Source organism: Actinomyces sp. 565, from assembly GCF_010365615.1.
Taxonomy (GTDB): domain Bacteria; phylum Actinomycetota; class Actinomycetes; order Actinomycetales; family Actinomycetaceae; genus Actinomyces.
Map to the genome: position 1 here is coordinate 1 of NZ_PIZD01000034.1, position 11,193 is coordinate 11,193.

Annotated in this window: 13 protein-coding genes; 3 read left to right on the forward strand and 10 right to left on the reverse strand. The window is 67.6% G+C overall.

Translation table 11 applies throughout. The features are described from left to right. Nucleotides 1–65: 65 nt before the first annotated feature. Both ettA and GZ997_RS05960 read right to left on the reverse strand, forming a co-directional pair. A complete protein-coding gene (gene ettA, locus GZ997_RS05955; protein ID WP_161923733.1) occupies nt 66–1,748 on the reverse strand; it encodes an energy-dependent translational throttle protein EttA in 1,683 nt (560 codons plus the stop codon). Between the two features lie 272 nt (nt 1,749–2,020). Beyond that, on the reverse strand, nt 2,021–2,962 hold the full coding sequence (locus tag GZ997_RS05960; protein ID WP_162679234.1) for a CPBP family intramembrane glutamic endopeptidase: 942 nt from the start codon (nt 2,960–2,962) through the stop codon (nt 2,021–2,023). 144 nt (nt 2,963–3,106) lie between these two features. On the opposite strand from GZ997_RS05960, the gene GZ997_RS05965 reads away from it, so the two are divergent. From GZ997_RS05965 to GZ997_RS05975, 3 genes are all read left to right on the forward strand, one after another. Next, nucleotides 3,107–4,153, forward strand: a complete 1,047-nt coding sequence (locus GZ997_RS05965) for a S66 peptidase family protein (protein WP_162679235.1) — start codon at nt 3,107–3,109, stop codon at nt 4,151–4,153. Nucleotides 4,154–4,373: 220 nt separating this feature from the next. Next, nucleotides 4,374–4,622 (forward strand): type II toxin-antitoxin system Phd/YefM family antitoxin, encoded by a 249-nt coding sequence (locus tag GZ997_RS05970; RefSeq protein WP_162679236.1) that lies wholly within the window; start codon nt 4,374–4,376, stop codon nt 4,620–4,622. Between the two features lie 14 nt (nt 4,623–4,636). Next, complete coding sequence (locus tag GZ997_RS05975; protein ID WP_161923730.1) at nt 4,637–4,900, forward strand: type II toxin-antitoxin system RelE/ParE family toxin; 264 nt, start codon at nt 4,637–4,639, stop codon at nt 4,898–4,900. A gap of 46 nt (nt 4,901–4,946) precedes the next feature. Here GZ997_RS05975 and prfB read toward each other — a convergent pair whose 3' ends face one another. From prfB to GZ997_RS06015, 8 genes are all read right to left on the reverse strand, one after another. Then, nucleotides 4,947–6,068 (reverse strand): peptide chain release factor 2, encoded by a 1,122-nt coding sequence (gene prfB / locus GZ997_RS05980; RefSeq protein WP_161923729.1) that lies wholly within the window; start codon nt 6,066–6,068, stop codon nt 4,947–4,949. A gap of 147 nt (nt 6,069–6,215) precedes the next feature. Continuing rightward, the gene (locus tag GZ997_RS05985; RefSeq protein ID WP_202616265.1) at nt 6,216–6,665 is read right to left on the reverse strand and encodes a glycosyltransferase; all 450 of its coding nucleotides are present in this window, start codon (nt 6,663–6,665) and stop codon (nt 6,216–6,218) included. An 83-nt stretch (nt 6,666–6,748) separates the two neighbouring features. Further along, on the reverse strand, nt 6,749–7,258 hold the full coding sequence (locus GZ997_RS05990) for a peptidase T4 (RefSeq protein WP_343212288.1): 510 nt from the start codon (nt 7,256–7,258) through the stop codon (nt 6,749–6,751). Continuing rightward, nucleotides 7,255–7,674 carry a TadE/TadG family type IV pilus assembly protein gene (locus GZ997_RS05995; RefSeq protein ID WP_161923728.1) on the reverse strand — a complete coding sequence of 140 codons (420 nt, stop codon included), beginning with the start codon at nt 7,672–7,674 and terminating at the stop codon, nt 7,255–7,257. The genes GZ997_RS05990 and GZ997_RS05995 overlap by 4 nt, the downstream gene beginning before the upstream one ends. 52 nt (nt 7,675–7,726) lie before the next feature. Continuing rightward, nucleotides 7,727–7,924, reverse strand: coding sequence for a hypothetical protein (locus GZ997_RS06000; RefSeq protein WP_161923727.1), 198 nt, complete (start codon nt 7,922–7,924; stop codon nt 7,727–7,729). Nucleotides 7,925–8,015: 91 nt separating this feature from the next. Further along, complete coding sequence (locus GZ997_RS06005; RefSeq protein WP_161923726.1) at nt 8,016–8,948, reverse strand: type II secretion system F family protein; 933 nt, start codon at nt 8,946–8,948, stop codon at nt 8,016–8,018. After that, complete coding sequence (locus GZ997_RS06010; protein WP_162679237.1) at nt 8,945–9,796, reverse strand: type II secretion system F family protein; 852 nt, start codon at nt 9,794–9,796, stop codon at nt 8,945–8,947. Before GZ997_RS06010 ends, GZ997_RS06005 begins: the two co-directional genes overlap by 4 nt. Beyond that, nucleotides 9,796–11,079, reverse strand: a complete 1,284-nt coding sequence (locus GZ997_RS06015; protein ID WP_162679238.1) for an ATPase, T2SS/T4P/T4SS family — start codon at nt 11,077–11,079, stop codon at nt 9,796–9,798. Before GZ997_RS06015 ends, GZ997_RS06010 begins: the two co-directional genes overlap by 1 nt. Between the last annotated feature and the right edge of the window lie 114 nt (nt 11,080–11,193).

The window sequence follows — 11,193 nt, forward strand, 5'->3', positions numbered from 1 at the left end:
TCACCCTACGGGACCAACGCGACTCCATCGCCTCGCAAGCTCGAGCAAGCTCGGCTTGGCTCGCCTCAGTCGCGCGTGAGCTTCCTATAGGTGACGCGGTGGGGGCGGGCGGCCTCGGCGCCCAGGCGCTGAACCTTGTTCTCCTCGTAGGAGGCGAAGTTCCCCTCGAACCAGTACCAGGAGGCCGGATTCTCCTCCGTGCCCTCCCAGGCCAGGATGTGCGTGGCCACGCGGTCCAGGAACCAGCGGTCGTGGGTGATGACCACCGAGCAGCCCGCGAAGTTCAGCAGCGCGTTCTCCAGGGAGGACAGCGTCTCAACGTCGAGGTCGTTGGTGGGCTCGTCCAGTAGGATCAGGTTTCCTCCCTGCTTCAGGGTGAGCGCAAGGTTCAGGCGGTTGCGCTCACCGCCGGACAGCACACCGGCCGGCTTCTGCTGGTCTGCGCCCTTGAAACCGAAGGAGGCCACGTAGGCACGTGAGGGCATCTCCACCTGGCCGACCTGAATATAGTCCAGCCCGTCAGAGACAACCTCCCACAGAGTCTTCTTCGGGTCGATGCCGGCACGGTTCTGGTCCACGTACGACAGCTTGACCGTCTTGCCGATCGTGAGCTCCCCGCCGTCGAGCGGCTCCAGGCCCACGATCGTCTTGAACAGGGTGGTCTTACCGACCCCGTTCGGACCCACGATGCCGACGATGCCGTTGCGCGGCAGCGTGAAGGACAGGTTGTCGATGAGGGTGCGGCCGTCGAAGCCCTTCTTGATGTTGGTGGCCTCCAGAACCTGGTTGCCCAGACGCGGGCCCGGCGGGATCTGGATCTCCTCGAAGTCGAGCTTGCGGGTGCGCTCGGCCTCCGCGGCCATCTCCTCGTAGCGGGCCAGACGTGCCTTGGACTTGGCCTGGCGCCCGCGCGCGGAGGAGCGCACCCACTCCAGCTCGTCCTTCAGACGCTTGGCAAGCTTGGCGTCCTTCTTGCCCTGGATCTCCAGGCGCTTCTCCTTGGTCTCCAGGTAGGTGGAGTAGTTGCCCTCGTAGGGGTAGAGGTGACCGCGGTCGACCTCGGCGATCCACTCGGCCACGTGGTCCAGGAAGTACCGGTCGTGGGTGACAGCGATTACAGCACCCTTGTAGGTCTTCAGGTGCTGCTCGAGCCAAAGGACGGACTCGGCGTCGAGGTGGTTGGTGGGCTCATCCAGCAGTAGCAGGTCGGGTGCCTCCAGCAGCAGCTTGCACAGGGCCACCCGGCGGCGCTCACCACCGGAGAGGTTCTTGACCTCGGCGTCCGGCGGTGGGCAGCGCAGGGCGTCCATGGCCTGCTCCAGCTGGGAGTCCAGGTCCCATGCGTTTGCGGCGTCGAGCTGGTCCTGCAGGGTGCCCATCTCCGCCATGAGGGTGTCGAAGTCGGCGTCGGGATCGGCCATGGCGGCGGAGATCTCGTTGAACCGGTCAAGCTTGCCCTTGAGCTCGGCCACACCCTCCTCAACGTTGCCAAGCACGGTCTTTTCCTCGTTCAGCGGCGGCTCCTGCAGCAGGATGCCGACGCTGTAGCCCGGCGACAGCCGGGCCTCGCCGTTGGAAGGCTGGTCGATGCCAGCCATGATCTTCAGGATCGAGGACTTGCCGGCGCCGTTGGGGCCGACCATGCCGATCTTGGCTCCCGGGAGGAAAGCCATGGTGACGTCATCCAGGATGACCTTGTCACCGTGCGCCTTGCGCGCCTTGATCATCTGGTAGATGAATTCAGCCACAGGTCTGATACGCCTTTCGAAAGGGGTTGCTCGGATTCGCTCGTGCCCCGACGACGACGCTCCCCCGGCCGCGCCGGGGTGCGGCTCACGTCGTCGGCGCGCACCACCTCCCAGCCTACGGGAGCGGCGGGCCGACGACGACGGCGCAAGCCCGTGACGCCATGCACTCACCTCCACGCCGCTGCGAATACCCACACAACCCGCCCAGCACACCCACGAGCCCAATGAGCCGGTATCCCGCGTTAACGCAGCACGCTTACGGCGCTTCCGGCTCAGGGGTGTCGTGGTTGACTGACGCCGTAGATGCTCCGGGCAGATGTGCGGGGCCGGCGGGTGCGCATCTTGTGAAGCAGCACCACAACCACTCCAGCAACGAGCCACAAGCAGCCTATGACAACCCAGGTGACCGGCTCGTCCACCGGGACGCCGGTGCTCACCGCCAATAGGTTGGACAGGTGGAATCCACCGTGCGCGCCCACGGCCGCCCAGGTCGAGCCTGAGACCCAGCGGGCCGCCATAGCGGCAGCCCCGAAGCCGAATGGCATGGCCAGGTAGATGACACGCTCACCCCATCCCTCCTGACCCCCTTGGGAGACCAGATGCATGACGGTGAAGGCAAGAACCGTCACAACGGCCGCCACCCGGGTGGAGCCCAGAGAGCGGAACAGCCATCCCCGCCACACCAGTTCTTCGGGGATCCCCTGCAATAAGAACCCCAGGGCAACCTGAATCAGGATCGCTGACCACCACGTGTCACCCGGCATGACAGGCTCCTTCCGGGCGATGCCGAGCGCTTCGTCTACGGCCCCGGCCATCGGCATAACCGCAAAGGCGACGGCGATCATGCCGACGCACCAGGCCAGTGCACGCGGGCTCGGGCGCATTGCCAGGCCGACGGGACTCGCATGGTCCAAGCGGGTGATCAGCAGCCGAGTGCATATGAACGCGCAGAGGGTCGCCGTGGACATGATTGCGAGGGCGGCCAGGCAGACCACCAGTAGTCCCGCCGTCCCCCAGCCGAAGATCTTTCCGTCCAGCAGCCTCCCTACTCCCGGTATGGCCATGACGAGCACCGGCACCGTGGCGCTAAGCAGCGTAACCGCGATGGCAATCGCTACCCGCAGCACGGCGCCGCGCATACCCGGCCGCCTGGCACGCGCCTCCGACTCCGCATCTGTTTTGACTCGTGCCCCGATGATCTCGCGTGCGCTCATATCGATCACGTTAAGTGGCGCGGGTAACAGACACCAGAGCCAGCACCGTTAACCAGGGCCGACACGCCACGGATTCAGGGATCTGTACGGGTACTCCCCGAGACCCTTTACCATCCTGTACCCGTCAGCGTATGGTTCAAAGGCATGGATTCGTTGACTCAGCCCCGGAAGGCCGAAGCGGGCGACAAGATCGCGGTGCTGTCGCCGTCGCTGGCTGCGCCCGCGATCGGGCCCGCCGTTCATGAGCAGGCGTTGGAGCGGCTTCGCGCCATAACCGGCCTAGTGCCGGTGGAGTTCCCCACTACCCGCCGTCTCGGAGCGACGGCGCGCGAACGCGCCGACGATCTGAATGCCGCCTTCGCCGATCCGAGCATCCGCGCAATCATCGCCACCGCGGGCGGCGACGACGAGATGACGGTCCTGCCACTCCTCGATGCCGAGCCGCTCCTGCGCGACCCCAAGCCGGTACTCGGTTACAGCGACAACACCAACCTTCACCACTGGCTGTGGTCGCACGGTGTGTGCAGCTTCCACGGCGGCGCCACCCAGGTTCACCTGGGGCCCGGGCCAGATGTGGACGCCATTCACCGCGCCTCGCTGCGCGCCGCACTGTTGACGGGTGAGTCACTGGAGATCACCGAGCCGGGATACTCGGAAGACTTCGGCAAGGACTGGGCCGACCCGCGAGCGCTGACCGAATACGGGGCCCGTGAGCGGACCGATTCATGGCTGTGGGACGGGCCGGCCACGGTAGTCAGTGGGCCCGGCTGGGGCGGTTGCTTGGAGATGCTGGTGCTTGGGCTTGCCGCAGGGCGCATCCAGGCCGATGCCAGTGCCCTCGATGGCTGTGTGCTGATGCTAGAGACCTCCGAACTACTGCCGAGTCGGGAACTGGTGGCGGGCATGCTGCGCTCCTTGGGGGAACGAGGAGTGCTTGAAGCCGCAGCAGCCATCCTGCTGGCGCGACCGCCCGCATCCAGTTTTCAGACACCCAGCGACGCGGAGGCACGCGCTCGATATCGCCGTGAACAGGCTCAGAGTGCACTTGAGGTCATCAGGCACTACAACACAGCGGCACCGGTGTGCACTGGAATCCCATTCGGGCACACCCGGCCCCAGTGGATCCTCCCCCACGGCGGCGCACTCACCGTCGACGCCGCGTCCAGGCGGATCACTGCCTCATACGCCTGAGGACTCTCGTGGGCCGGGGCGTGTCTGCTTGGCGCGCACGGGCGTGACCGCCCCGGACGTCGACGTCAGTGCCGCTACCTCCCACGTCTCGGACGACATCCTCGAACTACGCACCGTCTCTTGCATCACGCTAAGACTCATCCGCACGCCCAACGCACATCAGTCCCGAAGAGCCGACAACCTCTATGTACATTTCATCGAGCGAGATGTACATTGAAGGATGACTGTCGTCACCATGTCCCGCGCCCGTGCAGAGCTCCCGGCGATTGTGGACGATGCCCGCGAAGGCGCCGTCTTCCTGACCAAGCGGGGCCGGACCGCAGCCGTTCTCATCAGCCCAGCGGCCTATGAACGCATGCTTGAGGCACTCGAGGACCAGGAGGACATCGCCGCCTACGACGCGGCGATGAGCGAGGAAGGCCCCAACATTCCCTGGGATGAGGTCAAGGCCGACCTCGGGCTCGACTAGGCAAACGCCCACCCATGCGCTACGAGATTGAGGTGCGCCCCGCGGCGCTCAAAGCCCTGCGTCGCATCGACAAGCGGGATCAACGCCGGATCCAGGGGGCGATCGCCCTGCTTGCCACCGACCCGCGCCCTCCCGGATGCCGCCTTCTCAAAGGCCGTCCCGCCTGGCGGGTACGCGTGGGAGATTCGGGCAGATACAGCATCATCTACACGATCGACGACGGCCGACTCGTCGTCGTTGTGGTCACACTCGGACACCGCCGCGACGTTTACCGCTGACCGGGCCGCTCCGCTCAGCACGAACGGGCCGGAAACCCGTGCGGATTTACTCTGCGGCCTGCTCCTGCTGCTTGCGCCAGCGGATGCCGGCGTCGATGAAGCCGTCGATGTCGCCGTCGAACACGGAGTCGGGGTTGCCGACCTCGTAGCTGGTGCGCAGGTCCTTGACCATCTGGTAGGGGTTGAGCACGTAGGAGCGCATCTGGTCGCCCCAGGAGGCCTTGACGTCGCCCGCCAGCTCCTTCTTCCTGGCGTCCTCCTCCTGCTGCTTGAGCAGCAGCAGGCGCGACTGGAGCACGCGCATGGCGGCGGCACGGTTCTGGATCTGGGACTTCTCATCCTGCATGGACACCACCAGCCCCGTGGGCAGGTGGGTGATGCGCACGGCGGAGTCAGTAGTGTTCACGGACTGGCCGCCGGGCCCGGAGGAGCGGAAGACGTCTACGCGGATGTCCGTCTCGGGGATGTCGATGTGGTCGGTGGACTCGATCAACGGGATCACTTCCACGGCAGCGAAGGAGGTCTGGCGGCGTCCCTGGTTGTCAAAGGGGCTGATGCGCACCAGGCGGTGAGTTCCACCCTCCACGCTTAGCGTGCCGTAGGCGTAGGGGGCATGCACCTCGAAGGTGACGGACTTCAGCCCCGCCTCCTCGGCGTAGGAGGTATTGAGCACCTTGACCTGGTAGTCGTGCCGCTCGGCCCAGCGGGTGTACATGCGCAGAAGCATCTCGGCGAAGTCCGCGGCATCGACACCGCCCGCACCGGAGCGGATGGTGACCACGGCGTCGCGCTGGTCGTACTCGCCGGACAGCAGGGTGCGGATCTCCAGGTCGGACAGGTCCTTACGCACCCCGGCCAGGTCCTGCTCGGCCTCGGCAAGCAGCTCCGCGGCGTCCGCCCCGGACTCCTCCCCCGCCATCTCCACCATGGTCTCCAGGTCGTCGATACGCCCTCCCAGCGCCTGCACGCGCTTGAGGTCGGCCTGCGCGTGCGACAGAGCGGAGGTGACCGCCTGGGCGGCGTCGGCGTCGTCCCAAAGGTTGGGGGCGGCGGCCTGCTCGGACAGCTCGGCGATACGCTCACGCAGCGCCTCAGGATCCGTCACGGCGACGACGGATGCGTAGGTGTGTCGGAGCTGCTCGATCTCGGCGGGGAAGTCTGTGGCCACGGGGCCGAGTCTAGAACAGACCCGGGCCCCGCCTCGACGCACGGCGAAGGGCTCATAGCGGAGCATGCCGTACACGTCATCCGCCCGGCAGCCACTGTCCGCCGTATTGCCTAGCTGCCTAGCTGCCTAGCTGCCTACCGCACCGTTTCACATTCCAGTGGTGGCGCGGGCGCTGCCGGTAGCGGTGATAGTAAACCCCGCTGCAGGTATCACGCCCCAGGGCAGGAAGGGCGGCTGCGAGTGCGCCGTCAAGGTGACCACTGCGGTGGCACCGTCCGGGCTGGATGCCGCTGCGATTCGCAGGTCGGCCAGGTCGACGGGCTGAGTCTCCAGATCCGCGACCGCGGCAGCCTGCACGCTGGCATCGGATAGCACGCCGGGACCGGTCCCAGTACTGGCACCATCGAAGTAGGAGTCCTCCTCAACGGCGTCGGCCGCCGCCGCTGCGGCCGAGTCAGCCAGGGCCGTCAGCGTCTTCAGGTCCAGGTAGACGGCGCTGGCGGAGGCGAGGGTGAGAACCAGCGCCAAAACCACGGTGATCAGCCCGATCCCCAGCAGCAGCGTCTGCCCATCCTCGACAGCTGATACTGCCCGCACCCGAGCGAGCCACCGACGCAGGCACCCAGCCGACCGCCGCGCCCATGCGGCTGCCCCGCATTCCCGCAGCCCCATGCCGACAGTCACGGCTGGCCTCCCGTCCCGGCAAGGGTAACGGACCGTGCCGCATCCATGACGACCACATTGCGTCCCAGCCCCGCTGTTCCCAGCAGCGGCAGGTCCACACCCGCCTGGACTCGTACCACGGCGGCGCTGCATGCGGCATCAGCGCAGACGACAGTCATCGCAGTCGCAGGATCAGCGTCGACGCCCTGGTCTGACAGGGCCAGCTCCACTGCGGTACGGGCGTGGGCAACGGCCGCATCTCCTGGCTCCACCTCCAGGATCCGGCTGGCGGCGTCGGCAGCCGAAGCCACCGCGAAGGACGCCGCCTGAACCTGCGCGAGGGCGACCAGCAGGTAAACCACCGGCACCACCAGCAGCACGGTCCAGCCAATGAACTCCACCGGCGCGTTGCCCGCCTCCGGGTCCCTACCACGCAGCACGCGCGCGTAAATACTCTGCCGCGGGGGCGGTTGCCCCCGGTTGCCGTTGTGGCCGGCACGGCGCCGACCGATCGCCGAACAGCTCACGGCTCCTCCCCCTCCACGCCTGCCAGCGCCGCCTCGTCGACGGCGTGCCCGGTAACGTGCAGCGTCCCGCCGGGACCCAGCAGGCCGAGCACCGGCAATGGCGCGACCACCTCCACCTGCACGACGGAGAGCCCGTTGGCGGTGGTCCTGGAGACGGCGACCTCCTGCACGTAGCCATCCGCGAGGGCGGCATCGGCCAGGGCGCGTACGCGCGCGTCCGCCTCGGCCGTGGTACCGCCGACGAGGGCGGCACGTCGGGCTCCCTCGCCAGCGGCGTCGGTCAGCACGTTACGCACATGCAGACCGAGGGCGAGCTGTAGCAGCGCTACTGACACGGCAATCACTAGGATACCGACGAGCACAAAATCAACGACGGCCGCCCCCTGCTCACCGGTCCTCTCACGTGCGCGGAGCATCCGGAGGCTGCTGGCCCGGGACCGCCCCAGGGCACCAACCGGCGTATGCGGCTCAGATGGCACCGGTGACCTTGGCAATGGCGTCATTGAAGACCTGGGTGAGTGCTGGGCCGGCTACCGCCCAAAGGGCTACCACCAGGCCCGCGGTCATCAGGGTTACCAGCACCCAGCCGGGGACGTCACCGCGCTCGTCGGCCATGCGGCCGAGAGCGGCTTTCAGGCGGATGCTCAAGCGGTTGAGGGTGTGCATGGGATTCTCCTTATTCATGAGTGGTTATGAGTGATCTGAGACTTGCTGAGGCGGGTGCTGCTGCAGCTGCGGGCGGGTAGACGCAGGCGGGTCATAGGCCGATCCGCAGCACGAACAGCCCCGGGAACAGAGCGAATACGACCGTGATGGGCAGGATCAGGAAGACAACGGGGACCATCTGCGCGATCTCGCGGCGCCCGCCCTCCTCCATGAGGGAGCGGCGCGAGGCCTCGCGGGCATCGGCTGCCTGTGCGCGCAGCACGTCAGCCAGCGGGGTACCGCGTTCCAGGGCGACGGCGATGGCCTCCGACAGGCGGGTGACGTGCAGGGAGTCGACCCGGTCCTCCAGGTGGGCCAGTGCCGTGGTGAGTACCGTTCCGGAGTTAACGTCGGCAAGGGTGAGTTCTAGTTCCTCGACGAGCTCCCCACGGCCAATGTGCACCAACCGCTCGATTGCGGCGACGGGCCCCTGGCCGGCGCCGACGACGAGCGCGAGCAGCTCCACAACGTCGGGAAGCTGGGACTCGATGCGGCTGCGGCGCCTCTCCACCGCACGAGTGAGCCACCAGTCGCGTGCCGCTGCGCCGCCTACGGCCGCGAGCAGCACACCGACGATCAGCACGGGCACGTTGACGCGCCAGGCCAATGAGAGCACCAGTCCGCCTCCGGTGGCAATGGCTAGGCCCGCTACTGCCCACAACAACTGCTGGATGCGCAGCTCCTCATAACTCAGCCCGGTGCCGGAGCGGGCCAGCCGACGCCGCACCGACTCGGCGGAGGAACCGATCGCCTCGAGTACCCCGCCCAACCGGGTGACCATGTCCAGCAGTACGCCGCTGATGGTTTGCCCATCGGCGGTCGGTGAGGCGGAGGCCAGTAGCCGTGAGGTGCTGGGACGCGGATGGACATAGGGCTCCAGCCGACTGATCAGGCCGGGGCGGCGACGGCGCACGGCGTCGGCAACCATGAGTATTCCGCAGGCGGCGAGCAGGCCGGTCAGCGCGCCGGCGAGGGTTGGGCTCATCGCAGCACCCGATCTTCCTCGGGCAGTCTCCCGAGCCAAAGCATGAGCCTGTAAGCGACCAGGGTCGCCGCCCCGCCCACGGCTAGGACGAGGGCGCCCGTGCCGGTGGCGTAGGCGGCCGCGGCCTGCGGACGGGTCGACAGCATGGCCAGCACGATCCAGGGTGCCGCCACGGCGACCCGCGCCCCGTTGACGGTCCAGGACTGGCGCGCCTCCAGCTCGCCGCGAGTACGCATGTCCTCACGCAGCATCCGTGACAATGCACTGAGCAGCGCAGTCAAGTCAGTTCCGCCGACCTCGTGGGCCAGGCGCAGGGCCTCAACAATGCGGTCGGCCACGGGGTCGGCGAAGCGGGCCTTGAGCCGGTCCAGGGACTGATCGAAGCGGGCGCTGGTGGCGTAGTCGACGCCGAAGGCGCGAAACTCCTCCCGGATGGCCTCGGGGCCGCGCTCACCTAGATTGGTCAGTGCCTCGGGCAGGCTCATGCCGGCGCGCACCCCCGAGACCAGCGTGTCCACCGCTTCCGGCCATACCTCGCGCAGATTGGTGCGGCGGGTGCGGGCGCGGGAGGAGACGATCAGCAGGGGCGCGCTCGCGGCGATGGTGCCGAAGGCCGCCGCTATGGGCCAGGCGCGGGACACACCGAGGAACAGCAGGGTCACCATCACCCCCAGGACGAGGCTGCCGACGATGAACAGGGCGGGGCTGGTGCGGCCGACGCCCGCCTGGACCAGCAGGTCGGCCAGGTGCCGCTGCCGTTCGGAACGCCACTTGGGCGGCTCGGTTGTCAGGGCGAGCCAAACCAGGACCATGCCGATACCACCCAACAGCCCGGCCACGGCACCCATCAGGACCACTCCCCCGGAATCACGGCCGCCGGGTGCCCGGTCGGACGGGTGTACGGGGTGTCCTCGGTCAGCAGCGCGGCCAGATCGTGGCCCGCGCGGGTGTAGCGTTCCGCGGCCGGGGGCATTCCCGGTCCGCGCACGAGCCGACCTGCGGCGTCGCGCTGGAATACCTCAGACATCTCGATGGTGCCGTTCTCCACTCGGCCTGACAGGGCGGCGATCTCCCGCACCTGGCGGTGCCCGTCGGCGCCCAGGTCCAGGTGGACCACTAGGTCGACGGCGGAGGCGACGGTGGGAACCACAAAACCTGCGGAAACGTTCTCTCCCGCCAGTAGCGGTAGGGTGCAGATCTTGACAACCGCCTCCCGGGCGGAGTTGGCATGCAGTGTGGACATGGATGGCAATCCCGAGTTCATTGCGATCAGCAGGTCCAGAGCCTCCGCCTCTCGCACCTCGCCTATCAGCAGCCTGTCGGGGCGCATGCGCAGCGCCTCCTTCACCAGCCGCCGCAGGCTGATCTCCCCCACGCCCTCCAGGTTGGGTGCGCGGGTCTGCATGGCCACACAGTCGCGGTTGCGTAGCGCCAGCTCAAAAACCTCTTCGCAGGTGATTACCCGTTGCCCGGCGGGGATGGAGCCGGCCAGCGCCCGCACCATGGTGGTCTTGCCTGCCTGGGTGGCGCCGGAGACGAGGATGTTGAGCCCGGCCTGTACGGAAGCGTCCAGGAAGGCGGCAGCGTGTTCGGTCAGCGAGCCCATGCGCACCAGGTCACTGGTGCGTGCCGCGCGGGAGGTGTGCTTGCGGATGTTGACCGCCCAGTGCTGGGAAGTTATGGGTGGAATCGCCACGTGTAGCCGTTCGCCCCCGGGTAGCTGGGCATCCACGAAGGGGCTGGCCAGGTCCAGGCGGCGGCCGGAGGACCGCAGCATCCGCTCCACCAGGACACGCAGCTCCTCGTCCTCCAGCAGGGTGGTGGTCAGTTCCGGGCGGCCCGAGCGGGCGACGAATACGCGCCCGGGGGCGTTGCACCACACCTCCTCCACCGTGTCATCATCGAGGTAACGCTGCAACGGGCCGAGGCCGGCCAGCGCATCGACGGCGCGCGCACCTGCGGCCTCGGGATCCGGCAGGGGCGGGACCAGGCCGGCGTCGGCGCGCGCCACGTAATCGGCACTCGCCTCGGCGACTAGCGCCTCCAGGGCAGGAGTGTCCGTCAGCGGGTCGATGCCGCGACGGCGGACCAGCTCGCGTATTTCGGAGTGAAGCAGCGCTGCGGCATCCATACGGACCTCACTGACTGGTTGGATTGGGAGATGAGAGTTGGGGTGACTTGATGGTGTGGTGCGTGGCGCTGACTCATCACTGAAAAGCGCCACGCAGCGACCATAGGTCACGAC